This is a genomic window from Virgisporangium aurantiacum, from assembly GCF_016863635.1.
Taxonomy (GTDB): domain Bacteria; phylum Actinomycetota; class Actinomycetes; order Mycobacteriales; family Micromonosporaceae; genus Virgisporangium; species Virgisporangium aurantiacum.
This window is the reverse complement of record NZ_BOPG01000030.1, coordinates 93,068-118,357: the sequence shown is the minus strand read 5'-3', so window position 1 is coordinate 118,357 and position 25,290 is coordinate 93,068. Positions and strand designations below refer to the sequence as shown.

Here is a 25,290-nt window from a genome sequence, read left to right as displayed (position 1 = left end):
CGCCGTTCAGGGCAGCGGAGACGTCGGCCATTCGGCGAGGTCATCGGTGTACAGGTCGGTCAGCGCGGCAGCGGCGGCGAGAACAGCGACCCGGTCGATGTTGCCCCAGTTCGACAGGGCGACGATGGTCTGGCCGAGATCGATCATCACGATCACCTTCGGCACGGTGACCCGGGTGCACTCCGATGACCGGTCGTCGAAATCGCAGTAGGGGCTCGTGCTGATGATTGCCGGATTCCCGTTGATGGTCGTCACCTCGTTCGTCACGCCCGGTCCCATCGGGGGAAGCACCGTGTTGCCCCCACCGACCATGGCCGCCCGGGGCCCCGAGCGAACGGCGACGCTGTTCTCCACGGTGGCGCCGACGTGTGAACCCGATGTGACCATGCCGCCCTGGAAAGTCATCACGGCGTTCTGGACCGTGGTACCGGCCGGCACCGTGGCCAACCGGTACGGGACGACCACCCGGTAGGTGCGATCGAGCCGCAGGCCACCGGCGGCCTGCACCGCCCGGGCCTCGCCGCCCCCGATGTTCAGCAGCGCCCACAGGCCGGGCGCCGGTTGCCACACCAGCGTGCCGACGCCGTCCCGGACCGGCCCGCACCCGTCGCACGGCTCGAAGAAGTGGTAGGTGCCGGCCACCGTACCGACGACAACCGGCCGCGACCGCGCGCCGTCGAGGAACGCGGCGTGCGTCGGGCCGGTCCCCGGCCGGGAGCGGCTCAGTTCGAATACGCAACCGCAGCCGGGACCGGCCTCGATCTGTGCCCGCTCGACGCCCCACAGCGGGCCGGTCTGATAGGTCACGGTGGTGGCCGCACCGAGCCCGGCCTCCGACGCGAACGAGAAGTGGACCAGCCCGGCCGTCCCCACGGTCGCGGGGTCCTGCACGGCCGACGGGGCGGCGGCATCCAGGGGTGGTGTCGGCACGCCGGCCCAGGCCCGCGTGCCCGGATCGTAGGTCGGGCGCTGGTACACCAGCACGGGCCCCGCCGGTTGTCCGCTCTGCGACGTGGACGCGACCGGCGCCGAGCCCTGCCCGGAGCGACCGGGCAACCACCTCGACCCGCCGACCACCGCAACGGCCAGCACGGTCAGAGCGAGCCCGCCGGCGGCGATCCGCCCCACGCGTCGCCGCCGCTCCCGACGGATCCCGACGCCGATCGCCCCGGCGGTCAGCGCCCGCACGTCCACCTCACCATCGGCGTGGTCACGCAACACGGTGGAGACCCGCGTCTCGAACTCATTCATGACTGACTCCCCACGGGTCGGATCGGCAGGTCGAGCCGGGCTCGTAGCGTGGTCATCGCCCGCATGGCGTTGCTGCGTACGGTGCTGGTCGAGCATCCGAGGATCTCGGCGATCCGTGCGTCGTCGAGATCCTCGTAGTAGCGCAGGACCACGGTCGCGCGTTGCCGGTCGGGCAGCGTCACGATCAGCCGCCACAGCGCGTCCCGTTCGGCCACGTCGGCGCCGATGTCGGCCCGATCCGGGCGATCGGCCGGTACCGCGCCGACCGCCTCGCGCGCCGACCGCCGTCGCCACCGTGATATGTTCGCGTTCACCAGCATCCGGCGCAGGTACATGTCCGGATCATCGCTGCGTACGATCTTCGACCAGCGCGGATACGCATGTCCCAACACCTCCTGGACCAGGTCCTCGGCGAGGCTCGCGTCACGGCAGATCAGCCGCGCCACCCGCACCAGCGCGGCACCGCGACGCTGCACGTACTCTTCGAACGTCACCCGCAGATCCAGCGGACGGCGCGAAGCTGACCCTCCTTGTCCGTCGCCTGGCCTCCGATCACCCGTCCGGAGTCGCTGAGCCCCAACGCGATGTCGTCGGGCTCGTCAACCAGACCTGGCAGGCTCAGGTCACCGGTGTCGGAGACGAGCAACGCCGAACCGGTCATGCCGCTGCCGGCCAGCCATCCGGCGGCGTTGACCCCAACGCTCACGTACCGGAACTGCGGGATGACGTCCGTCGCACCGGACCTGAGATGCCAACGCACCGTCACGGGCCCGGTAGGGCTGCCGGCCCAGCCGCTGATCCACCCGTTGCGGATGTTGAACGCGGCGGTCGCCGGCCCGAGACCTGCCGGGGGCGACAGGACGGTGAACGTCCCGTCGGGCAGCCAGGCGATGCCACGGTCGTGGTCGTCCCGGTCGACGAAGACGCCGACGATGGTGCCGTCGTCATCGATGTCGAACGTGCGGACCCACAGGGCACCGTCGGGGGACGGCAGTTTCCGCGGATCGGAAGTAGGGGACGGCCACCAGACCGGGACACCGTCGGCCCGGTTGCCGGAGACGGCGCCGTGCTCGTTGATGCCGCTGGCGTCGCCGGACTCGACCCCGGGCAACGGCCGCAGCCGACCGTCGACGTAGGCCCACGGGGACAGGGGTTCCCAGGAATCGGGGTCGTAGCTTGTCCCCACGGCGACGCCGGCGGAGTTGACGTCGTTCAGGTTCTGGTCGATACCCGGAATTGGGACGGCGGTCGGCACGCCGCCATCCCAGATCACCGGATAGCGGATCAGGTCGCTCCATGGGTCGGCGGGATACCCCCGGCCGGCGACGTATCGACCGCTGGGGTCCACGCCGGTGACGATGCTCATCGACCAGTTCACGGGCTCGGCCAACCGGTTGATCTCGCACTTTGCAACCGGACCCGGGTGCGCGCCTGCCGGTTCCGGGACGATCAACGAACCGAGGACGACAATTGCCACCAGCGAACTGATCCGTCTGAGGACGGGCACGGTCTCCTCCAGGGTGATGGTCGTGGGCGCTCGCGTACGGCTCCGATCGGCACCGGCGCGCGTTGTCACCCCGTACGACGCATCGAGGGCCGCGCTCCGTCCACAGCACCGGCGAAACGGTCGCGGACCTCCTCCGGCACGACCGGCGGTGTCAACCGGCGCCGGAAGCGGAGAGACCCACCGAGAGAGCGATCCGTCCGCCGACCGCGGCGACGCCGAGCATGCCGTGGCGGGGCGCGCTCCGGTTCACCGCGCCGTCCGTCAGGAGTTTGTAGCCGGGCAGGTCCCAGCCGCGGCGGTCGAGCACCGCGTCGACCCCCGCCCGGGTGCGGCGGTCGTCGCCGGCCAGGTCCGGCGCCGCCGCGAACACGGCCACCTCGACCGGACCGCCGGCCGCGGGCCGCAGCGCGACGCTGCAGCCGAAGCGCGCGGCGGGTAGCGGACCCGGCGGGCCGTCCGCCGGTTGGCCGGCCAGCAGGCGCAGGACGGCCACCACGTCACCGAGGGCGGCCCGCGAACCGCCGAGCCGGAGGAGCTCCGCGAGCACTGGGACGTCCAGCCGCCAGAGCCGGTAGTAGTACTCCACCCGGTGCCGGTCCGGCTCGTAGCCGATCATCCGCAGGCGCAGCGGCCCGCCCGGGCGCGGCGCCACCCACCCGGGCGGTGCGCCGCCGCCGGGTGGCACCTCCACGTACACCTTGGCGCTGTCGCCGCCGGTGTCGCCGCCGGTGTCGCCGCCGGTGTCGCCCGCGCCGGCCGGGCCGTGGCGTACGCCGACCCAGGCGCCCCACCGCAACGGCCGGTCGGCCTGCATCCGACCGAGCGCACCGGCCACCGCGGGCGGCAGCGGATGACCGAGCCGGTCGAGCACCGCGGCGGCGATGCCCAGCCGGTCGGCGCCGGGCGTCTCGGGGCCGGCGACCTCGGCCGCGTACCGCACCGACCCGGGCTCGCCGGTCACGAAGGTCAGCTCGACCGGGAAGCCGTCGGCGGTCAGCCGGCTGGACCGCCACGCCACCTCGGGCAGGCGGGAACCCCGGACACCGGCGAGGACCGTCTCCAGGCTGGCCGCGGCCCGGTCGGCCACCGGGGCGCCGGTCGTCACGCCGGGGTGAACGTCCACCCGTCGAGGAACCCTTCGTCCATGCGGTTGTCCTGGCCGCGGAGCTGGGGTGTCTGGGTGACACCGGGCCTGGTCGGCAGGATGTGTTTCTCCAGCAGCTGCCGCACCGCGCTCCGGAGGTCGTCCTGCACCTCGCGGTAGCTCGGTTGCGTGTTCGTGGACCGGTTGAACGCGTCGAGCAGCGCCTGGGTCATCAACCCGTGCCCCAGGGTCGAGGACTCCCACGTCGACTCGTCGTACCGGCAGCCGGACAGCAGCGTCGACCGGGACGCCCGCACCAGCACCCGGTCGAGGTCCTCGTCGAGGTCGATGGTCCCGTCGTCGGCGCGCCGCACGTGCGAGACGTTGCCCGCGAGTTGCTGGTGCGCGGCGAGCGGCAGGCAGATCCCGACGGGGATCAGCGTCCGCAGTTTCGAGCAGATCAGGTCGATCAGCTCGTCGGAGTACCGCAGGCTCCGCACCTTCGTGACGGTGTTGTCGGTGTCGTGCAGCCCGCCGGAGTGGCACGCGTCGATCACCAGCGTGAAGTTGCAGACCTCCGGGCGCAGCGAGTCGGCGACGCGGGCGAAGTCCCAGTCGGTGATGAAGTCGCCCGCCGCGGGCACGAGCGCCTCGTAGTAGGAGTCGACGTCGCGGTGGCCGGAGTCGGCCCGGACCCGGGCCCCGTGGCCGGAGTAGTAGAACACCGCGACGTCACCCGGCTCGGCGATGCTCGTGATGTAGGAGACGGCGCGCAGGATGGTGTCGCGGGTCGCCGAACGGTCGGCGTAGTAGTAGATGTCGGCCGGCTTCACGTCGAACGAGTCGACCAGCGTGTGGTAGAACATCGTCGCGTCGGACACGCAGCAGTTCAGGTTCAGCCCGCCGCTGGGGTCCTGGATCGAGTAGTCGTTGATGCCCACAACGACGGCGCGTTTCGTCATCTTCTCACTCCGAGGTGTTCCAGGCCTGCAGGAAACCTTCGTCCATCCGCCCGAGCTGGCCGTACAACTGTGGTTCCTGCACGTGCCGGTGCCGGGTGGCGGCCGCGGCGGCCCGCTCGCGCACCGCGTCGAGGAAGTCGGTGTACGTCTCGTCGTAGTTGCAGCGGTTGACGGTTTCGAGGATCGCGCCGGTGAACAGGCCGTGGCCGTCCACTTCGAGCGCGGTCTGCCAGTACTGGCAGGCGGAGAGCAGCGTGGCCTTGGCCGAGGCCACCAGCGTCTTGTCCGGGTCGGTGTCGAGGTCGGTGAAGCCGGGTCCGGAGACGACCGGGTTGCTGACGTTGCCGTTCATGTCGGACGCGCCGGGCGGCAGGCACGCGCCGCACGGGATCAGCGTCTGGATGTGGCCGATCACCTTGGACACGTCCGGATCGAAGGGGACGCTGCGCGGGATGGCCTGTGCCGCGGCGTCCGCCTGGTGCAGCCCGCCGGAGTGGCAGCTGTCCATGATGAGCGTGAAGTTGACCTCGCCCGGCCGGAGCAGGTCGGCCATCTGCGCGAGCCGCGTGTCGAAGATCCAGTCGCCGACGGCGGGGATGATGGCCTCGTAGTAGCGGGTGTTCAGCGGGTCCCTCGACGCGGGCAGGATCCCGCCGTGCCCGGAGTAGTAGAAGCAGAGGACGTCGCCGGCGGTCGACGCGTCGACGAGGGCGCGCAGCGTGCCGAGGATCCGGTCGCGGGTGGCGCGCTGGTCGAGCAGCAGGTGCACCTGTTCGAACCCGAAGCCGTTGACCAGCAGGGCGTACATGTCCCGGGCGTCGTTCACGCAGCCGTGCAGGGTCGGCCACGCCAGGCCCAGTTCCTCGGTGCGCCGGCGCTGTCGCGAGTAGTCGTTGATGCCGACCACGAGGGCACGTTTGGTCATCTGATGCCTCCCGGCTCAGCTCACGAAGATTCGCGGGTTGTCGGTCTCGACGGGCTGCTTCTCCGTCACCGTGCTGGCCGTGATCAGCGTGATCGTGTAGGTGTACCGGCGCTTGGTCTGGTCGGGGATCGCGATCCGGTGCTGACGCGTCTGCCGGCCCGATTCCGGGGTGAACTCCAGCGAGACGGTGCGCCGGTACGCGCCGTCGACGTAGAGGAGATCCAGGATCGCCATCTGCACGCCGGCCGGCAGCATCGGCCGGATCTCCAGCACGAGCGTGCCGGCGAACGGGTTCGGCAGGTTCAGCACGTCGCCCGAGACCGGCACGGCGCTGATCACGGTCCGCTCGCCGCCGCCGACCAGCCGGTACCGCAGTTCGGTGTCGTAGCGCTGGGCGATCCGGGTGCCGTCGGCGCCGCGGCGCACCGGGGTGCGCACCCGCCACCGGCGCGGCGGGTCACCGGCGCGGAAGCGCATCGTCCTGCGCGGGGCAGTGGCGCCGGCGCCCTCGACCGTGATCGTCGCGGTGATCTCCTCGACGATGCCCCAGTCGAGCAGCGGGTCGGGCCGCACCTCGATCTCCAGGAAGTTCAGGTGCTCGTACGGGTTGATCTCGTAGCGCCGGTCGTCGGTGAGCTCGGGCGGGAGGTCGACCTCGAACCGGTCGCCCTCCCAGTCGCTCTGCGGGTCGAAGTTGTACTCGACCTGCCGCCGGTAGTCGGTCGCCTGGATGTTCGCCATCGCCACCGTCCACGACCGTGCCGTCGGCACCGGATCCGACCGGGTGAAGAGCAGGTCGGCGTGCTTGTGGTGGCGCGGGTCGGACGGATCGCCGTAGTCGAGCACGATCTGCGCGGAGTTCAGGCCGATCCGGTCGAAGTCGATGCGCTTGGCGACCTCGACGTCGAAGTTGCGGAAGAACGCGTCGTCGAGGTCGACCGAGACGATCATCCCGGCCCGGTCGAGGTCGCGGGTGAGGACGTCGAGCATGCCCTGCGCGGTGTACGGCATCTGCACCGCCTCGGCGCGGTTGTACTCGAACGTCAGCGTGCGCCGCTCCTCCTGGCGGATGAACTTCAGCTTGAAGCTCACCGGCGAGATCTGGTTGGCGATGCTGCCGATGTTCGCGATCGGCGCCGGGTCGAAGCCCAGCCCGGTCTCGCCGGCGGCGGGTACCTGCGGGTTGCCGCCACCGACCCCGGTGCCCACGCTCGGCGCCTGGTCGGCGGTCGCCGGCACCTCCGGGGGCACGGCCAGGCCCGGTGCCGGCGTCGCGCCGGAGTCGTGGTCGGGCTCCCCCGGCTGCGGCGTCGTGCTGGGTGGTCGCGCGGCCGGCGGGGCGCCGGCACCGGCGGGAGGCTTCGGCGGCGCCGGTGGCTGCGGCGGCTTCAGCTTCTGGCCAAGGGCGACGACGTCGTTCAGCGGCGCGGCGCTCGCGGGCGTGCCGGCCAGCTTTCCGGGCGTCAGGACCGGGTCGAAGTAGCGGGCGAGGAGGTTCTCCTTGAAGAAGTCGAGCGCCCACTTCTCCTTCTCCGCGCGGTCCTCCGCGGTGGAGAAGTTCTTCACGACGATCTTGATGGCGCCGTCCTTCACCAGCTTCTCGAAGCCCGCGTCGATGCCGGCGCGCACGTAGTAGATCTGCGCCTCGAGGCTCGCGCTGAACTGCGTGAAGACCTGGGACATGTCGGCGGTGATGGTGACGTCGAGGGCGGGCCGCAGCCCGGTGTACTTCAGGTCGTACAGCGCGCCGACCGGGACCTGGCCGCCCTGTGCCAACGTCTCGCGGATGATGATCGCGCCCTCCTTGCTCAGCTTCAGCGTGAAGATGGCGTTGTTGTCGCCGCCGAGCGAGGGTGTGGTGGAACCGCTGATCTTCTCGACCACGCGGAACGTGCCGTCGGGCGCGACGGTTCCGCCCGGGCCGTCGAGGTCGAACGCCATGCACCGCACGGTTCCCTCGTCGAACTGCACCGGGCTCAGCCGCACGTCGCCGCCCGCGATCGCCCGTAACCGGGTGCGCAGGCGGCGCTCGACGTCGCGTTCCAGCTTGCAGTCGACCTCGAAGACCAGGAAGCCGCCGTCGTCGAGGGCGTTGTCGGCGGCGCCGACGTACTGGATGAGGGTCAGCCGCGGGCGCCCGTTGCGGTCGCGGGCCAGTTGCACCGGCGCGGGCAGGTACCAGTACTGCGAGCGGTCGGCGTCGTCCGGGAAGCAGGTGATCCCGTCGATCGTCACGGTGTTGGCGCTGCCGAGCAGAAGCATGTCACTCCTCCGGTCACGGGTGGGTGGGTACGGTGAACCGGCGTTTGGCCGTCGTCACGGGTTCCGACCGCACCACCATTCCGTTGTGGTACCGGCGTTCCACGGTCACCTCGTACTCCTCCGGCTCCTCGGCCGGGAGGTCGTACTCGAAGTACTCCGCCGGCGCGTCGCCGGCCGTGAAGACGAACCGGCGGGCGAACGTGTCGACCGGCCCGGCGTAGCTCAGGTCGACGATCAGCTCGCGCAGTTCCGACGGGCCGAAGGGGACGCCGTCCGGCACCACCTCGATGATCCGGTGCACGACAGGGTCGAGGCGCACGACGACCCGGGTGCGCCGGGTCATCGAGTCGGGCAGCTCGACGAGGACCCCGTTCGTGTACAGCAGCGTCACCCGGTACGTCAGCAGCACCGGCTGGGCGGCGGGGACCTCGAACAGCACCTGCTGCATGGTCCGGTGGTCCTTGTCGAACTGCACCGAGCGCTCGACCACCCCACCGGTTTCCGGATGGGGCACCGACAGGTCGACGAACACGAAGTCGAGCCGGTCGAACGGGCTCGGCGGGAGCACGGTGACCGTGATGCGGTTGGCGGCGGGGTGCTTGACCACCACCTGTTCCTCGTCGGCGGTGCGCCACGGCGTCTGCCGGTCCTCCAGACCCGTTCCGTGGTACCGGATCCGGTAGTCGAAGTCCGCCGGGCCGCGACCGATGGAGAACTGCCGCCACGTCGCGGTGGGCGTCCGCTCGTCGAGGCGGACCACGTCGTCCATCGCGATGCTCCGCGCGTCGTCGCGGTACCGCAGTTGGACGTCGATCTGCGGGTACTCGGCGAACACCCCGGGCTGGACGCGCACCGGGATCGGCGTCACCGTGTACAGCTCGCGCGGAATGATCTCGACGTTGTTGGTGGTGTACTCACGCGCCGGCGAGGTGAGCCGCACCGGTCGTTCGCTGGCGTCGGCGCCGGTGAAGGTGACCGTGTAGTCGACGTCGACGGCGCGGCGCATCACGCCCCGCTCGACGATGCTGTCGAACGTCACCGTCTCGGTCTGGTGCGCCGCGTCGAGCACGACGTCCTTCTCGTGCTGCCCGTACCGCACCCGCACCTGGATCCGGCCGATGCCGTCGGCGGCGAAGTCGGTCTGGGTGAGCACCGTGACCGTGCGGTTCTGGAAGAACGGGTCCGGCAGGACCTCCTCGATGAAGTCGTCGACGTCGAGACCCAGTTTGGTGACCATCCCCGCCAGGCCCTGCAGGTGCGCCTGCGGGTAGATGGACCGGCGGATCGTCGTCGACGAGGTGACCTCGGTGTTGAACGTGCGCCGGTCGAGCCGCGTCACGTCCTGGCGGTTGTAGTTGAACAGCCCGTTCACGCCGCCGCTGTGGAACGCCTTGCGCAACGACGACACCCCGTTGGCCACCTCGTCCCAGCCGGTGGTCTTCTGCGTGATCGGGTCGAGGCTCGGCGTGAAGAACGTCTCCAGGATCATGCTCTTCAGCTCGTCGAGCAGCTGGTCGCGCTGGTCGATGACGGCGGCGTTCTCCTCGTCGTCGGGCACGAACGTCGCCGTGTCGATCCGGATCACGTGGTCCTCGATGAGGCTGTCGATGATCGTCGAGATCTTCGCCTCGTGCAGCATCGACGACGTGCCGACCGTCTCCTCGAAGTGTTTCTGCACCCGCTCCCAGTCCGCTTCGATGGTGAACCGGAACGCGGGCCGCAACGCCAGGAACTGCAACGAGTAGACGACGCCCAGCGGCATGATCTCGCCGTGCATCGCCCGGTCGACGATCGTCGCGCCGGCCTGGGTGAGCGACACCGAGAAGACGGCCCGGTTGTCGGCGTAGAGCGCGGGTTTCGCGGGATGGCTGATGCCGGTGACGAACCCGTCGGGCGGCGTGCCGGGCGCCACCGGCGTCGTCGACGGCACCCCCGACTCCCGGCCGAGCATGATGAGGCGCACCGTGCCGTCGAGCAGCGGAACCGGCGACACGATCGGCGGATCCGGCAGCCCGGCGAGGCTCTGCAGTTCGGTCACGATCTTCGCGTGCTCGTCGGGCCGCAGGCCCAGGGTGGTGTCGAACACGAGGAAGCCGGCGGTGCCGTCGACGGGCTCGGAAAGCTTGAACAGCTTCAGGACGGGCACCTCGGCGCCGGTCACCTGTTGGCGCATCAGCGCGACGCGGGGCTCCATCGGCGCGTAGTAGAACTGGTCGGCGCGTTCGCTGTCGCGCATCAGGGTGACGCCGTCGACGACGTAGATCGGTGGTGCGAGAGTGAGCACGGCTGCCTCCCCCGTCAGCTGACGGGCATCTCGAGAATCAGGGCCTCGGTGTCGTCGACGTTCGGGCCGACCGTGTGCTTCGCGTTGTTGGTCATGAAGTAGGTGGCGGTCCAGGTGTACGAGCGCTTCGCCGGGTTGCGCAGCGTCACCCGGAACACCTGCGGGTTGCCGGGGCCGCGGAAGACGAGGCTGTCCTGCTTGTGCACGCCGGCCCCGTCGTCGTACACGAGGTCGACCTTGACCAGCCGCACCTTCTGGAAGTCCAGCAGGTCGGGGAAGACCTCGACGACGATCTCGTCGGGGCGGGGCGGGCCGACCACGATCGTCGAGCCGGTCGCCTCCCGCTCCGGTTCCACGATCTCGGACCGGTCGCGCAGCACGGTCCGTTCCGTGTACGTCAGCTTGCCGGTGGAGCCGGTGATCACCGGGAACGTCCAGTCGAAGAACGGGTTCGTGGCGTTGAGCGTGATCGACTTCTCGACGCGGTAGGCGTGCTCCGCGTCGGACCACACGAGGTCGACGTTGATGTCGCTGACGTGGTTGGCCAGGTCGCTCCGCGCCCGGACGGCCACCCGCCGGGTGTGGAAGATGTCGTCGACGTACAGCTCGTCGGTGCGCTCCGGGCCGACCTCGCGGGTGTACTCGCGCCCGTCGGCGAACGTGTACTTGACGCGGTACCCGTACGGCTTCCGCCGGGGGCCGAAGATGACCTTCTGCCAGCGGTGGGCCTGGTGGTCGCGGTCGAGCTCGAACGAGTTCTCGAACCGGGGCACGTCGGTGTCCTCGTACCACAGGGTCACCCGGGCGCTGGCGATGGCGGTGAAGTCGATGTCGCCGGCGAGCACCTTGACGTCGAGGATGCCGGCGTCGCCGACGCTGATCGTCTGGATGGTGTTGGAGACCGGCGTCTCGAACGGGCCGGCCTCCAGCTTCCGGCTCTCGTTGCGGTAGTTGACCGTGTAGCTGTAGGTGTACGTGTCCTGCGGCCCGTCGACGGGTGCGACGAACCGGCCGACCGCGTCGGCCTCGGTGAACCGGAACTCGCCGTCGACGTCGCCGGCCACGCCGTCGCCGTCCATCAGCAGCATCGGCTTTCCCGCGTAGTCGAGCCGCGTCTCGACCGAGTGGATCGGCAGCCCGGCGAAGTCGGCGTCGACGTGGACGTTGACCCGCAACGTCCGGAAGAACTCGTGGTTCAGGTCGACCCGTCGGATCAGCGTGTCCGGGTCGATCGGTCGCCCGTCGACGTCGGTCAGGCCGTCCAGCGCGGGCATGGTCCCCGACACGGTGTCGCGGTCGGTCACCAGCGACTTCTCCCGGTACAGGACGGAGAACGAGTCGATCTGGTGCTGGTGGAAGTCGATCCGCAGGTCCTCGATGCCGTCCGGTTCCTTGCGGTCCTCGTCCGACGGCGGCGCGGCCTTCAGCAGGATCCGCTTCTCGATCGCCTTCTCCAGCGTGCGTTGCGCCCAGTCGCGCGCCTTGTCGACCACGGCCCGGTTGGCCTCGTTGTCGAGGAACGCGCCCTTGACGTCGATCACCGTCGACTGCGACTGGCGCAGGCTCTCGCTGATGCTGTGGCGGTAGTCGTCCTCGCCCCAGAAGTTCCAGTCGGCGTCGCGCGTCTCGGTGAACGCGTAGAAGGTCGACGCGTTGAACGTCGCGGTGACCTCCAACGGCGGCAGCGCGGCGAACCACTCGATCTCGTAGACGGGCTGGAAGACCGACGCGCCCTGCCCGCGCAGCGCCTCGTCGACGAGCGCCGCGCCGTCGGGGCTCAGCTCCACCGTCCAGCTGGCGACCCGCTTACCGAACCTCGACGGCCGGGCCGGGTTCAGCACCCGCTCGAAGAACAGCGAGTCGGCGTCGGCGATGTTCAGGAAACACCGGGCGCTGGTGATCGCGATGTCGTCGAGTTGCACCGGTCGCGGCTGCCGGCCGTTTGCGGTCGCGAACGCGTCGGTCTGCGCCTGCAGGGCCGTCCGGATCAGCGCCCGCGTGGCGTCGGGCACGTAGAACTCGGTGTCGAACGCGACGTACCCGCCCTTGCGCCCGCCCGGCCGGTCGACCGGCGTGCGGTAGATGAGGAACAGCAGCTGCGGGATGCCCCGCGCGTTGACCCGCCAGGTGGGTTCGCTCGGCCGCAGGTAGTAGACGTGCCACCGGTCGGGGTCGTCGTCGGGGTGCACGGTCGCGCCGTGAAGTGTCTGGGCGCGGAACGAGTCGAGCATGGGAGGTCCCCTCTCAGGCGGTCATCCAGTCGGCGACGTCGGCCCGCAGGTCGACCGTGGTGGTGATGTGTGCGGTCTCGCTCAGCTCGACGTGCAGTCGCGTCTCGCCGCGACCGTCGGCGGCGAGGAGGGCGCCCAGCATCTGCGCGGCGGTCGCCACGGCCCGCCCGGTGAGGTGTTCGCACACCTCGGGCGGCGCCGGTTCGGGGTCGGCGGAACAGGTGAGGGTCAGCACGCCGTCGGCGAGCAGCTTCTGCACGCCGGCCGCGGCGTCGGGTCCGAGGTGCGGAAGCGCCGCCGCCACGTCGCCGGCACACACGACGGTGACCCGGACCGGGTCCTCGAACGCCACCGCGTAGCCGACGGCGAGGTTGCCGCGCTCGCCGCGCACGGCCGCCCGCACGCGGTCGGCGGCCGTGCCCTCCACCGTCGCGGGGAGCATGGCGGTGAACGGCGGGGTCGACGCCGGGCGGCCGGAGGCGAGGACGTCGGCATCCATCAGGAGTCGGGCGGGGCCGACGCGGCCCGGTCGGGGTGCCAGCTTGAGCAGTGCGGGGTCGGCCAGCCCCAGCCGGGCCGCCACGGCGGGGCGCAGCTCCTCGATCCGGGCCGTGGTGGGCTGCAGGCACGCCGTCAGCTGCAGCATCAGGCGGCCCGGCGCCTCGCGGATCCAGACCTGCACGCGGCCGCCGGCCGTGCGGACCGCGTCGGGCGGCCCCAGGTCGAAGTAGGCCCGCGCCGGATCGTCCCGGTCGCGGAAGAAGCGCACCCCGGACACCTCGATGGTCATCGGCTGTCCTTCCGCGGTGAGGTCGAGGGCCCGGTCCGGTGGCTGGACGCCGGACCACGGGCCTGGTTCCCCGGACGGCGCGATCAACCGGTACCGGTACCCGGTGGCGAAGATGGAGTCGCTGAACCAGCGGTAGGTCGCCTCCGGCCGCTCCGGTGTGAAGCCCAGCCGGGTCGCCTCGATTTCGGCCGCGCCCTCGGGCCGGAACTCGGCGAACAGCCGCGCCGCCCCGGCGGCGAACCGGCACCGGACGACCACCGCGTTCGCGCCGAAGTGCGGGAAGTGGTGGCGGGCGAGCCGGTCCGGCATCGGCACGGGCAGCGCGACCGTGACCGTCCGGCCGCCGCGCGAGGCCACCACGGTCGTCGCGAGCACCTCGGCGTCGCGCGGCAGCACGAGGGTCCGGCCGGGGTGCGCGCCGTCGAGGCGGAACGTCCACTCCCGCGGCCCGTCCGCCGCCCGCCAGGTCACCGTTCCGTCGACGTCGGCCTGGTCCAGGACGGCCGGCGTCGCGCCGAACGCCAGGAACCGCACCGCAAAGTCCGCCGGACCGACGAGCACCGACCGGTCGTCGCTCGTCCACGCCCGGCCCTCGACCGTGCCGGCATCGTCGTGCTGGAGATGCGCGACCGTGCTGATGTCGAGGTCGGGTGCCTCGGCCGGCGACAGCTGGATGACCGCGGTGGCCCGGTCCTCCGGCGGTGCGAGCCGCACGAACTCGTCGACCGGCACCGGCCGGTCGGCGGTCGCCGCCTTCCGCAGCCGCACGCCGAGCACCGCACCCGTCCGATCGGGCGGCAGGTTGCCGGTGACGACGACCTGCCGGAACCCGGTGCGCAGCGGCGGCACGTCGACGAAGCGGCGCAGGGCGTCGACGTCGTGGCCGACGAACGCCGCGGCCAGGTCGAGCCGGAGCACCACCGGATGCGGCGCGATCACCGTCCGGCGCAGGTCCCACGTCAGCGGCGTCCGGTCGTCGTCGGTCGGCGGGCGCAGCGTCAGGCTCGACCGGCCGGGCGAGTCCGGGTCGGTGGCGAACTCGCCGTAGGCGGCCCGGATCCGGGCGGCGAGCGCGAGCGCGAACAGTTCGGCGTCCGCGATGTCGCCGTCGACCGTGAACAGGCCCGCGTCGCCGGGCAGCTCGGCCCAGCCGTGCCGGCCCGGGCCGAGGGCGGCCAGCAGGTCGGCGGGGACGAACGTGACCGTCGCCGGCATCCGTGGTGGCGCGGCCAGCAGCTCGACCTCGGCCACCACCGCGAGCGCTCCCGCGTCGGAGGACAGCAGCGCGTCGACCGCCACGGCCGCGTCGGCGTCGATCACCTGCGTGCACCGGACGCCGCCCAGCCCGTCACCGATCAGTGTCTGCGGCGCCGACACCGCCAGGCCCGGCACCGCGAACCGGACCGCGCCCTGCTGCCACGCCGCGCTCTCCACCGGGCCGGCGCGACCCGTGGCGGCCAGCACCCGGGCCGCGGAGTCGAGGTCGGCGGCGGCGTACACGCGCAGGTCGAGGACGCCGTACCGGAGCTGCTCGACGCCGAAGCTGCGCACCAGTTCCAGCCGGAGGTCGGGCGTGCCGTCGGGTCGCACCGCGAGTTCGAGGCGGTCGGGGACGGCGGTGTACGGGCCGATCCCGTCGGCCGGCGGGTAGAGGGTCAGGTTCTCCCCGCTCACGGGCTGGCCGGTGTCGGGCAGCGACGGCATCGGACTAGGCCGGGATCGACGTGAGCTTGGGGAACAACGGGAACTCGACCGGATACCACTCGGTCGCCCCGATCTCCCCGAGCGCGCCGATGGCCCGCACCCGGTACCGGTAGTCGGTCCCGCCGCCCGTCTCGCTCAACAGGTCGCGCAGGCGCACCGCGAGGTCGATCGTCTTGGACGACTCGGTGACGCCGGTCGGGAAGTCGGCCCGGCCGAACTCCAGCGTCGCCTCGGTGGAGAACTCGACGACGAGGCGGCGCAGGTCGGCGTTGCGGTCGAAGATGTCGCGGAAGATCGTCACGGCCAGGGTGCGGTGCAGCGGCGGCGGCACCGCCTGGTCGACGATCGCGTCGAGGACGCGTTCCCGGTCGGGCTCCACGGTGACGCCACCGAGGTCGTAGACCGCGACGAGGTCGGGCGCCGCCGTCTGGGCCGACGCCACGAAGCTCAGGACGCCGTTCGGCGGTACCACGGCCGGCAGCACCGCATCGGCGTCACCGACGCGGAACCCGGTCACCTCGGCGGCCATGTCGACGGGCATACCGCTGCCCGCGCCGGTCAGGCGGCACGTCAACGACGGCACCCGCGCCGGGCTCTCGGCCCGGTTCCGCAACGTCACCTGCACCCGGCCCGGCCCGAGCCGCTGCTGCGTCTCCTCGAAGACCCGGCCGGTGAGGTCGGCCAGCCGCGCGACGACCGGCACGACGAAGTTCTCCTGCGGCTGCACGGAAACCAGCACCTCGCCGGAGAACAGGCCCGCCGCGCCGCTGCCCATCATCGCGTTGAAAACGGCCTGGAACGGCTTCATGTCGAGCACGACGGTGTCGGTGATCTCGCGGTCGAGCGCCGACACCACCCCCGGGCGCTCCTCCCGGACCACGCCGCCGCCCGGTCGGGGCAGCGCGAGGCGCAGGCTCAGCTGGTCGGCCCGGACCCGCACGTGGTCGAACCGCACCTCGACGTCGGGCGGCAGCAACGGAACGGCGGCGCGCAACGCCGGCGCGGCGGCGGCCAACCGCTCGGTGTCGACGACCGGATACAGGACGTAGCTGAGGGCGGCCGTGAGCGTCTCGGTGCGGCCGTCGGGCGTGGAGAACGTCACCAGCAGCGCGGGCGTGAACGGCGCGGTGGTGCGCCGGCCCAGCTTGAACGCGTCGGGCAGGTAGAGGAACTGCCCCGGCACGTCGGCCTGCTCGTAGTAGTCGTACGGGACGCCGCGGTACACCACGGTGTGCCGGGTCAGCAGCGGCGGCGGCGTTCCCACCCCGCCGATTCCGGTGAAGATGTACGGATGCAGGTCGGGGTCGAAGAACGGCACCGGGAACACGTTGTCCTGGGCCAGATCGAAGGCGCCGACGATGTAGCGCGGCGGCGGTGGGCCGGGGTTCGCGCCCACGATGCGCGGACCGATCCAGGCCGCCCAGTCCTGCGCCGAACTCGGCCCGGCGTCGACCCGGAGCTCGATGCCGACCTCGCGCCCGGCGAGCGCACTCAGGTCGACCCGCACGTGGTCGAGGGCACCGGTGTATCTCTTGTTGTATCTGAGCACCTCGTTCCAGGTGCGCCGGGTGCCGACGAAGTGGTGTTCGAACACGATGAACTGGACGCCGTCGGTGTGCACCGCGCCGTTGACGAAACCCACGTCGGCCTCGAACACCGCACCCGCCGGCAGCGGGACGTCGGGGTGCCAGCCCTTGATCGTGCCGTTGGGAACCCATTTCGGGTGCGTGCGCAGGGCGCGCCGCCGGGTGCCGTCCTCCATCGGCATGGTGTCGCTGAGGATCACGAACCCGCGCGCGTCGCCCTCGCCGCCGTTGAACGGCAGGTCGGCGCCGTCGGTGGAGTTGCCGCTCGGGTCGGTGAGCCGGGCGCCGTTCCACCGGGCGCGGGGCGACAGTTCGAGCAGGTCGATGACCGCGCGCGGGGGCGGCGGGGAAACCTGACGGACCGCCGCCCGCACCACCCGCGAGACGACCAGCCGCGGGTGCGCCTCGGGCCGGGTGAGCGCGTGGAACACGGCGTCGCGCCCGGCCAGCGTGCCGATCTCCCGGCTCGCCACGAGCCCCTCGTCGGTGCGGCGCACCGTCAGGTCGAGCGACTCGGACAGCGTTCCGCCGCCGTCGACCTTGCGGTCGTACACCAGGCGGACGGCGACGTCGTGGGCGATCGGACGCGTCTCCGGCGGCGCGGTGTCCGGCCGGCCGGCGGAAAGCACCACGCTGAACTGCCAGACCGCACCGTCGGGTCGGAGCGCGATCTCGTACCGCGCGGCGCCACCCACCTGACGCTCCGCGACCCGGTACACGGGCACGAAATAGCGCACCGTCGGGTCCATCGGATCGCGGAAGATGGTGGCGCCGTCGGCCACCGGGTCGTCGGTGAACGGCACGTCGAGCCGTTGCGGTGGAATACCGGGTTCGCGGTCGATCCCGGGCCGGTCACGGTCCGGAAACCCGGGGCCGACGGGACGTTCGGACAGGACGACCGTTCGGTCTCGCTCGGGCACAGGTGCCTCCTCGGGTCCGGCCGGGGCAATGTTCCCTGTGCGCCATGGGCCGGTCAATCCATCCAACGGGAGACTTACGCTGTCTAATCTCCGACGATTCCCCGGACGTGTGCGATCAGCGGCCCCAGAACCACCGCCGGCCGGCTGTCGGTGGTGGCGTCGAGACGGAGGAAGTATCCGGTCCAGTCGTCGGCGAAATAGACGACACCCGTGATCTGCCGTTGCACCCGCGCCCGTAACGGCGGATAGTCCGGCAACGACCGCGGAAACAGGGGACCCGCCATCCGGCGGAACTCCTCGTACGGTCCGGGCTCGAACGGGATCAGCAGGACGAGAGCCGACGGTGGAACCCGCGCGACCGCGTGCCTGAGCTCCCAGAGGAAGCCCTCCCCGTACGCGCCGCCGAGAACCACCAGGCGGGCCCGGGCCATCAGGTCCAGGACGACGCGTTGCCAGTCCGCCATCGAGACGTACATCCGCGCGGCGCCCGTGGGCGGCAGTTCCTCGCCCGGCCGGCCGATGGCGATGACCGGACCGATCGCGGCGAACGCGTCGACGATCTCCTCTTCCTCGGTGTGTCCGCGGGACATGAACGGCTGTCGGACCCGGACCTCGCCGGCCACCGGATCCAGCGTGAACGGGCGCAGGTACAGCACCGGTGGGCGCTCGTCGCGTCGCATCAGCGCCTCGGCACCGGCGGCCAGATGCCGCCGCCCCAATGCGCTGAACGCCGCGCCGACCACGGTGAGGAATCCCGCGACGGCACCACCGATCCCGGCGGCGACGCCGAAAGCGACGACCCCCTCCCCCAGGCTCTCGCCGTGCGTCCGGATCGACGCGATCCCCAGGGCGAGAAAGAACACGCACAGACCCACCACGCCGAGCCCCCGGCCGGCAACCACCAGCAGCCGACCCCGCGGCGCGGACCGGCTGAGCGCGTTCCTGTGCAGCATCGCGCGGATCGGATTCATGCTCCTCCGGCGTCCATACAGAACCAACCCGGCCCGCGTGTCGACCGCGGCGTCCCAGATCCGACTGTCCGGAACCCGCCGATCCGACTGACATCGGCGCCGCCGGCCGGAAGCGTCGACGGCTGGCGTCGACGCGGAGGACGACGGTGGACTACTTCATGCCGCAGTTGCTCAACACCCTGATCGGCGAAGCGGAGACCGACGCCAGGGCGGTGCTCGACCGTCTCGTCGACACTCCCGACGGCGCTGCGGTGGACCCCGCCGGGCTGGTGCTGTCCGACGCCACCGCGCGGACGAAGCTCGAACGTGACCGTGCCGGGCGGTTCGCGCTCATGTTCGAGACCCTCACCGACAAGTACGCGAACGCCGCCCGCAGCACGGCGTTGCTGCGCGACGTCGCCGCCGGCCGGCGGGGATTCGTGTTGTTCCTGCGCGGTTTCTCGTTCAAGGAACACCCGTTCGCGGGCAGCGGTGTGGGCCACGAGGCGGACCTGGACGAGTACCGCACCCGGGTCGACCTGGCCACCGCGATCGCCCCGGTTCCGGTGGTGCTGGTGCGCAACCCCGGAACGTCCGAGTCGCTGATCGCCGTGTTCTCCGGTGCGGAGGCCGCGGCACCGAACAGTTTCGCGATCGACCTGGGCTCCGACTGGTACCGGGCGGTCGCCACGCTCGTCCCCGCCGCGTCGTTCATCGTCGTGCGCAACCCGATCCTCGGCCCCGGCCTGCACGCGGAACTGGCGATGATCGAAGGATCCCGGCGACTCGGCGACACCTACTTCACCCACCCCACCGGAGCACAGCAGCCCCTGGACGCGGCGGCCCTCACCCGGATGCGCGGCGCCACGCCGAAACCGCCCCGTGCCGCCCCGTTCCCGTTCCCCGCAACGGTTCCGTGGTTGCAGGGCGACCGCCGGGAACGGGTCGCCGCCAACGCGTTCTTCCTGTTCGACTACCTCAACTCGCTGGCCGACCGCGGAAGCCCGATGCCGCGCGACATGCAGACGCGGCTGCTGTTCTCCACCGTCGCCACCGCCGTGGGCCTGGAACGGCTCGACCTGCTCGTGATGGCCCTGAGCTCCTACGCGCAGGTGCTCACGCAGTACCGGCCGGATCAACTGCCCGACGCGGAGGAGACCGTCCGCGGCTACTTCGCCCTGCTGGAGCGGTTGGTCGGCGCCATCCGGTCGGTCGCCGACACCCGCGACGCCCACGACGTCATGGAGTTCCGCGACCTCGACCGGCTCCGGCAGGTCCTGGCCGGGAACGAGGACCAGGACCGCCTGACCCGGACGACGACGAAGATCGTGGGTCACCTGCTGTCCACGCCACGATAGTCCACAGTGGACGCTACGGCGCCAGCAGTTCCCGCGCGTGCCGGGCACCGCGGGCGTTGCCGGTGGCCCGGTACAGGTCCGCCGCCTGCCGGGCCACCGCCGTACCCGCCGCCCGCTCGCCGCGCGCGAGCAGGGCCCGGGCGCGGGCCGCGTGCACGTCGGCCGACACCACCCGGAAGCCGTGGACGCGCGCGATGTCGGCGGCCTCGTCGAGGTGGTCGGCGGACCGGTCGGCGCCGGCGACCTGCGCCAGCCCCACCAGGATCACGGCCGCCTGGTGCGGGTCGTCGATGGCCCGGGCCAGTTCCAGCGACCGGGTGTACGTCGCGTGCGCGGCGGGCGCGTCGCCGGCGCGGCGGTACAGGTTTCCGAGGCAGTTCAACGCCTTCGTCTCGTACAGGCGGTCGCCGGCCCGCCGGATGCCGTCGAGGGCGTGGTTGGCCTGGCGGATCGCGCCGCCGAGGGCGCCGTCGGGAGCGTTGACGGCCAACGTGACCCGGGCGTACCCCTCACCGACGAGGTGCCCGGCGCTGCGGTACGCCGTCAACGCCCGGTTGGCGTGGCGGCGCGCCGTCCGGTCCTGGTCGAACGCCCAGTGCAGTTCCGCCAACCGGGTGAGCGCGTGCCCCTCGCCGCTCGACAGGTCGGCCCGCCGGTAGAGGTCCAGCGCCTGGCGCAGGCCCTCGGCCGCCGACTCCAGGTTGCCCAGCGTGATGTGTGCCGTGCACAGGTTGTCCAGCGCGTTGGCCTCACCGGCCAGGTTCCCCAGCCGGCGGAAGATGTCCATCCCGCGGTTGAGGTACCCGGCCGCGGCGCCGACGGCGGCGCTGCCGATGTACAGCGAACCCAGCGTGCCGCAGGCGGTGGCCTCACCCTCGTCCCAGCCGGCCTCGTGGCTGAACGCCAGCGACCGCAGTGCGTGCGCGATGGCGGCGCTCTTACGACCGACCGACGTGAGCGCGGTCGCCAGGCTGAGTTCGGCCGAGGCGCGCGCGTACAGCCCGCTGTCGCGGGTGGCGGCGTCGACGGCCAGGGTCGCCACCGCCAGCCAGTCGCCGCTCGACCCGCGCAGGTCGAAGTATCCCCGCAACGCGTAGCCGAGGAGCCAGACCGCCCGCCGCGGGCCCTCGTCGGCGTAGGACCGGATCGCGGCGACGAGGTTGGCCTCCTCGGCGTCGAGCCAGTCGAGACCGGCCTGCCGGTCGGCGAAGACCGCCTCGGGCCAGCCCGGATTCGCCAGCTCCGGCAGCTGCGTCTTCCGCGGGTACAGCACCGCGGCCGCCGCCCGCACGTGCGAGACCTGCCACCCGAGGAGCGCCGAGCGGACCGCCTCCCGGGATGCCACCGACTCCTCGGCGTCGCAGCGCTCGCGGGCGTAGCGCCGGAGCAGGTCGTGGAACCGGAAGCGGTCCTCCCCGACCCGCTCGACCAGATGGCTCGCCGTCAGCCGGTCGAGGGCCGCGCCCGCCGCCCGGCGCGACAGGCCGGACACCGCCTCGGTCGCCGCCAGCGTGAACGACGGTCCGGCGATCAGGCTCAGCCGCCGGAACACCGTCCGGGACCCGTCGTCGAGCCGCCGGTAGGAGTGCAGGAACGTGCGCCGGACGGCCGCGTCGTCGCATTCCAGCGCGTCGAGGCGGTTCCCGGCCGTGAACTCGGCGGTGTAGCGCCCGATCGACCGGTCGGGCCGCATCAGCATCCGCGCCGCCGCGATCCGGACGGCGAGCGCCAGGTGCCCGCACGCGGCGACCAGGCGGGCGGCGGCGGCCCGCTCGGCATCGACCCGCGCGGTGCCGATGACCCGGCCCAGCAACGCCAGCGCCTCGTCCGGCCCGAGTTCGCCGACGGTGAGCCGGCGCGCGCCGTGGCTGATCACGAGCCCGTCGAGCGGGCCTCGGCTGGTGACCACGACCACGCTTCCCGGGCAGCCGGGCAGCAGCGGCGCCACCTGCTCGGCGCTCACCGCGTTGTCCAGCAGCACCAGGACCGGCCGGTCGGCGACGAGCGAGCGGTACACGGCGGCGGCCTCGGCGACGTCGGCCGGCACCCGCTCGCGCGGCAGGCCCAGCGCGGAGATGAAGCGGCTCAACGCCTTGGCGGGCGACAGCGGCGGATCCGCCGAGAAGCCCCGCAGGTCCACGTACAGCTGCCCGGCCGGGAACCGGTGGGCGATCCCGTGCGCCCACCGCACCGCCAGCGTGGTCTTGCCGCTGCCCCCGCCACCGGTGACGACCACGACCGTCACGGCGGAGTCGACGGCCGGCAGCATCCCGTCGAGACCGGCGAGGAGTTCGGAGCGGTCGACGAAGTCGCTGATCAACGCCGGCAGTTGCGCCGCCCTCGGCGGCAGCGCCGGCGCGGGCGGCGGTTGCGGTGACAGATCCCGCGGTGACAGATCCTGCGGTGACAGGCGTTGCGCCCGGTCGGTCCAGTAGCCGGCGCGGGCCAGCCGTTCGAACCGGGTCCGCTCCTCGCCGGCCAGCCCGAGCGCGTCGGCGAGGCGGCGGACCGAGTCCGGTCGTGGGTAGCGGACGATGCCCCGCTCGATCTCCCGGATCGACCGCACGCTCAGCCCGGACCCGGCCGCCACCCCCTCCTGCGTCAGCCGGGTCGCGGTTCTCAGGCGCCTGAGCAGTGCCCCGAAATCAGCATCAGCGCCGAGCATTGCCCCAGTCTGGTCACCCATCGATCGAAGGCGATTCGATTGTCGTCGATCGGTCTCACCAACCTGCCGGTCGAACTGCCGGTCGAGCCGCCGGGCGTTCCTCCTGTCTCACGGTGGCGGCGTCGGCCAGATTGAACGCCGTGACGATCGTCGATGACATTCTCGACCGGGCCGGCGGCGCCGGAACGCTGACGGTGGCCGGGGCCGATCCGGTCGGTTGGGCGCGGCTCCACGACTCCGCCCGCCGGATGGCGACGGTACTGGCCGCGGCGGGAGTCGGCCGCGGAAGCCGGGTTGGACTGCTCGGCGAGCCGAGCACGCACCTCGTCGCCGCGCTGCAGTCGGTGTGGTTGGCGGGCGCGAGCGTCACCGTGCTGCCCCCACCGTCCGCACGGCCGTCCGGGCGGGCGGCGGCCGACCGGCTCGGTCCGGTCGTCGCCGACGCCGGCCTCGATCCGGTGATCGTCGACGACCGGCTGACCGCCGTCGGGGCCGACGCGGTGCGCCCCGCCGGGTTGATACCCCTGTCTCAGCTTGTCGCCCGCGCGCGGGACGCCGTGCCGGCGGTGGTGCGCCGGCCCGAGCCGGCCGACCTGGCGGTGCTGCAGTACACCAGCGGCTCCACCCGGTTCCCGCGCGGCGTGCCGGTGCGCCACGCGCACCTCGCGGCCCAACTCGTCGCGATCCGCGACATGATCGGCCACGACCCGCGAAACCCGCACCGGATGCTGAGCTGGCTGCCGCTGCACCACGACATGGGCCTCATCGGGTTCCTCTGCTACCCGATGGCCAGCGGCTGCTCGCTGGTGCTGCTGCCGCCGGCCCGGTTCGTCATGCGCCCGGCGACGTGGCTCACCGAGGTGTCGCGCCACCGCAGCACCGTCACCGGCGGTCCCAACTCGGCGTACCGCCTGGTCGCCCCGCTGCTGGCCGCGGGCCTGGACGTGGACCTCCGGTCGGTGCGGCTGATGATCTCCGGCGGCGAACCGGTCGACCCGACGACGACGGCCCGGTTCACCGCGGCCGCGGCACAGTACGGCCTGGACCCCGCCGCGGTGCGGCCCGCGTACGGGCTGGCCGAGGCGACCCTGACGGTCACCTGCGCGCCCGCCGGCCGCGGCCCGGAGACCGACGTCGTCGACGCCGACCGGCTCGAACGCGAAGGCCGGGCGGTGCCGCCGCGACCGGACGGGCGGCCCCGGACGCTGACCCGGCTGGGCCGGCCGGTGCGGGGCGTCCGGGTGCGGATCGTCGACCCCGCCGGCGGCGCGCCCGTCGACGAGCGGGTGGTCGGCGAGGTCGAGGTCGCGGGTGCCTCGGTGGTCGGTCACTACCGGGGGGAGCCGGCACCGCCCGCCGGTTCGTGGCTGCGCACCGGCGATCTCGGCTACCTCGCCGAGGGCGACCTCGTGCTGTGCGGCCGGCGCAAGGACGTGCTGTTCGCCGCCGGCCGCAACCTGTACCCGCCGGACATCGAGGCGGCCGTCGACGGGGTGCCCGGCGTGCGGCCGGGCGGGGCGGTCGCCTTCGGGGTGCCGGGCGAACACGGCGACGACCTCGTGGTGGCGGTGGAGGCGCGCGTGCGGGCCGGCACCGCCGACCGGGCCGAGGTGATCCGCGCGGTCACCGTCGCGGTCACCGGCGAGACCGGGATGCGTCCGGCCCGCGTGCTCGTGCTGCCGCCCGGCGGACTGCCCAGAACCACCTCCGGCAAGCTGCGCCGCGCCGAGGCCCGTCGCCGGTACCTCGACGCCGAACCGACCGTCCAGAAAGGACACCGCGATGACCCTGACCACCCAGAAGCCCGAACCGGCGCGATCGGTGCCCGGCCGCCGCGAAACGTTGCGGCGGGAACTCGCGGCGGTCATTGAGGTGGACCCGGTGGAGCTGGCCGATCACGCCCGCCTCGCCGACGACCTGGGCCTGGACAGCCTCGCCATGATGCGGGTGCTGGTCTGGCTGGAGGGCCGGGGCGTCGTCGCCGACGACCGGTCCCGACCGGCCAGGGTCGCCGACGTGCTGGCCCTGGCGGAGACGGCGACCCGGCCCGGCCTGTCCGTGACGGTGGTCGGCGGTGGTTCCGCGGGCGCGCTGCCGGGCGTCACCGATCTGCCGGCACCGCGACCACCCGCAGCCGACCCGCTCGCGCCCGGCCTGACCGGGCACGGGATCCGGCTCGACCCGGTCATGCCGGACGACACCCGGTTCCTGTACAGCCTCGCTGCCGCGCCGGAGACCGGTTTCCGGTGGCGCTACCGCGGCGTCCCGCCGTCGCTGGACCGCTTCGCCGCCGGCATGTGGGACCAGATCGCGGTCCAGTACGTCGCCCGGCGCGTCGACGACAACCAGCCGGTCGGGCACCTGATCGCCTACGGCGCCGACCCGACCACCCGGTTCGTCCACGTCGGGGCGGTGTTCGTCCCGTCCTGCACCGGATCGGGGCTCGCCGCCCGCACGGTCGGCATGTTTGTGCGCTACCTGTTCCACACCCTGCCGCTGGTGAAGGTCTACCTGGAGGTGCCCGGCTTCAACTGGCCGCAGATCAGCAGCGGCGAGGGCACCCTATTCCGGGTCGAGGGCGTGCTCCGCGACCACCTCTTCTACGCCGGACGCACCTGGCACCAGTACATGTGCGCCATCTACCGCGATTCCGGTGCCGACGCATGACCGAGCGCTTGCGCGAGGGCATCGTCAAGCAGAGTCCTCCCGGTCAGGGCGGGTCACCACGGAGTGGGGACCCGGCATGACCCCGTACCGGCCCGGCCCCCGGGCGCCGCCGCCACCCGGCGCGCTCTTCTCCGTCCCCTATCG

Annotated in this window: 16 protein-coding genes; 3 read left to right on the top strand and 13 right to left on the bottom strand. The window is 72.2% G+C overall.

What is annotated here, in order from left to right; all coding sequences use genetic code 11:
• Positions 1-6 precede the first annotated feature (6 nt).
• The 12 genes from Vau01_RS24090 to Vau01_RS24035 all read right to left on the bottom strand — a co-directional run bounded on the left by Vau01_RS24090 (position 7) and on the right by Vau01_RS24035 (position 18,459).
• The gene (locus tag Vau01_RS24090; protein ID WP_203996562.1) at positions 7-1,251 is read right to left on the bottom strand and encodes a hypothetical protein; all 1,245 of its coding nucleotides are present in this window, start codon (positions 1,249-1,251) and stop codon (positions 7-9) included.
• The gene (locus tag Vau01_RS24085; RefSeq protein WP_203996561.1) at positions 1,248-1,745 is read right to left on the bottom strand and encodes a SigE family RNA polymerase sigma factor; all 498 of its coding nucleotides are present in this window, start codon (positions 1,743-1,745) and stop codon (positions 1,248-1,250) included. Before Vau01_RS24085 ends, Vau01_RS24090 begins: the two co-directional genes overlap by 4 nt.
• Entirely contained in the window at positions 1,742-2,758 is a 1,017-nt protein-coding gene (locus Vau01_RS24080) for a hypothetical protein (RefSeq protein WP_203996560.1), read from the bottom strand. Before Vau01_RS24080 ends, Vau01_RS24085 begins: the two co-directional genes overlap by 4 nt.
• A 151-nt stretch (positions 2,759-2,909) precedes the next feature.
• Positions 2,910-3,881 carry a hypothetical protein gene (locus tag Vau01_RS24075; protein ID WP_203996559.1) on the bottom strand — a complete coding sequence of 324 codons (972 nt, stop codon included), beginning with the start codon at positions 3,879-3,881 and terminating at the stop codon, positions 2,910-2,912.
• On the bottom strand, positions 3,860-4,804 hold the full coding sequence (locus tag Vau01_RS24070) for a caspase family protein (protein ID WP_203996558.1): 945 nt from the start codon (positions 4,802-4,804) through the stop codon (positions 3,860-3,862). The genes Vau01_RS24075 and Vau01_RS24070 overlap by 22 nt, the downstream gene beginning before the upstream one ends.
• Positions 4,805-4,808: 4 nt before the next feature.
• Positions 4,809-5,729, bottom strand: coding sequence for a caspase family protein (locus tag Vau01_RS24065; RefSeq protein ID WP_203996557.1), 921 nt, complete (start codon positions 5,727-5,729; stop codon positions 4,809-4,811).
• 15 nt (positions 5,730-5,744) lie between these two features.
• Positions 5,745-7,991, bottom strand: coding sequence for a hypothetical protein (locus Vau01_RS24060; RefSeq protein ID WP_203996556.1), 2,247 nt, complete (start codon positions 7,989-7,991; stop codon positions 5,745-5,747).
• A 13-nt stretch (positions 7,992-8,004) separates the two neighbouring features.
• Positions 8,005-10,275 carry a hypothetical protein gene (locus tag Vau01_RS24055; protein ID WP_203996554.1) on the bottom strand — a complete coding sequence of 757 codons (2,271 nt, stop codon included), beginning with the start codon at positions 10,273-10,275 and terminating at the stop codon, positions 8,005-8,007.
• Between the two features lie 14 nt (positions 10,276-10,289).
• On the bottom strand, positions 10,290-12,506 hold the full coding sequence (locus Vau01_RS24050; RefSeq protein ID WP_203996552.1) for a hypothetical protein: 2,217 nt from the start codon (positions 12,504-12,506) through the stop codon (positions 10,290-10,292).
• 13 nt (positions 12,507-12,519) lie between these two features.
• Entirely contained in the window at positions 12,520-15,000 is a 2,481-nt protein-coding gene (locus tag Vau01_RS24045) for a hypothetical protein (protein ID WP_203996550.1), read from the bottom strand.
• 4 nt (positions 15,001-15,004) lie between these two features.
• Positions 15,005-17,506 carry a hypothetical protein gene (locus Vau01_RS24040; RefSeq protein ID WP_203996549.1) on the bottom strand — a complete coding sequence of 834 codons (2,502 nt, stop codon included), beginning with the start codon at positions 17,504-17,506 and terminating at the stop codon, positions 15,005-15,007.
• Between the two features lie 83 nt (positions 17,507-17,589).
• On the bottom strand, positions 17,590-18,459 hold the full coding sequence (locus Vau01_RS24035; RefSeq protein WP_203996547.1) for a hypothetical protein: 870 nt from the start codon (positions 18,457-18,459) through the stop codon (positions 17,590-17,592).
• A 164-nt stretch (positions 18,460-18,623) separates the two neighbouring features.
• Here Vau01_RS24035 and Vau01_RS24030 point away from each other — a divergent pair, with 164 nt between their 5' ends.
• Positions 18,624-19,814: a hypothetical protein gene (locus tag Vau01_RS24030; protein WP_203996546.1), complete on the top strand. Its 1,191-nt coding sequence runs from the start codon at positions 18,624-18,626 to the stop codon at positions 19,812-19,814.
• 13 nt (positions 19,815-19,827) lie between these two features.
• On the opposite strand, the gene Vau01_RS24025 is transcribed toward Vau01_RS24030, so the two are convergent.
• The gene (locus Vau01_RS24025; protein WP_203996545.1) at positions 19,828-22,479 is read right to left on the bottom strand and encodes a helix-turn-helix domain-containing protein; all 2,652 of its coding nucleotides are present in this window, start codon (positions 22,477-22,479) and stop codon (positions 19,828-19,830) included.
• 140 nt (positions 22,480-22,619) lie between these two features.
• Between Vau01_RS24025 and Vau01_RS24020 the strand changes: the two genes are divergently transcribed.
• Together Vau01_RS24020 and Vau01_RS24015 are read left to right on the top strand one after the other, a co-directional pair.
• Positions 22,620-24,350 (top strand): AMP-binding protein, encoded by a 1,731-nt coding sequence (locus tag Vau01_RS24020; RefSeq protein ID WP_203996543.1) that lies wholly within the window; start codon positions 22,620-22,622, stop codon positions 24,348-24,350.
• Entirely contained in the window at positions 24,262-25,146 is an 885-nt protein-coding gene (locus tag Vau01_RS24015; protein WP_203996542.1) for a phosphopantetheine-binding protein, read from the top strand. Before Vau01_RS24020 ends, Vau01_RS24015 begins: the two co-directional genes overlap by 89 nt.
• The last annotated feature ends 144 nt before the right edge of the window (positions 25,147-25,290 follow it).

Excerpts from the sequence above, each read along its gene's own strand:
- Vau01_RS24090 (WP_203996562.1), bottom strand. The coding sequence starts at position 1,251 with ATGAATGAGTTCGAGACGCGGGTCTCCACCGTGTTGCGTGACCACGCC.
- Vau01_RS24070 (WP_203996558.1), bottom strand. The coding sequence starts at position 4,804 with ATGACGAAACGCGCCGTCGTTGTGGGCATCAACGACTACTCGATCCAG.
- Vau01_RS24065 (WP_203996557.1), bottom strand. The coding sequence starts at position 5,729 with ATGACCAAACGTGCCCTCGTGGTCGGCATCAACGACTACTCGCGACAG.
- Vau01_RS24060 (WP_203996556.1), bottom strand. The coding sequence starts at position 7,991 with ATGCTTCTGCTCGGCAGCGCCAACACCGTGACGATCGACGGGATCACC.
- Vau01_RS24050 (WP_203996552.1), bottom strand. The coding sequence starts at position 12,506 with ATGCTCGACTCGTTCCGCGCCCAGACACTTCACGGCGCGACCGTGCAC.
- Vau01_RS24045 (WP_203996550.1), bottom strand. The coding sequence starts at position 15,000 with ATGCCGTCGCTGCCCGACACCGGCCAGCCCGTGAGCGGGGAGAACCTG.
- Vau01_RS24035 (WP_203996547.1), bottom strand. The coding sequence starts at position 18,459 with ATGCTGCACAGGAACGCGCTCAGCCGGTCCGCGCCGCGGGGTCGGCTG.
- Vau01_RS24025 (WP_203996545.1), bottom strand. The coding sequence starts at position 22,479 with ATGCTCGGCGCTGATGCTGATTTCGGGGCACTGCTCAGGCGCCTGAGA.
- Vau01_RS24015 (WP_203996542.1), top strand. The coding sequence starts at position 24,262 with ATGACCCTGACCACCCAGAAGCCCGAACCGGCGCGATCGGTGCCCGGC.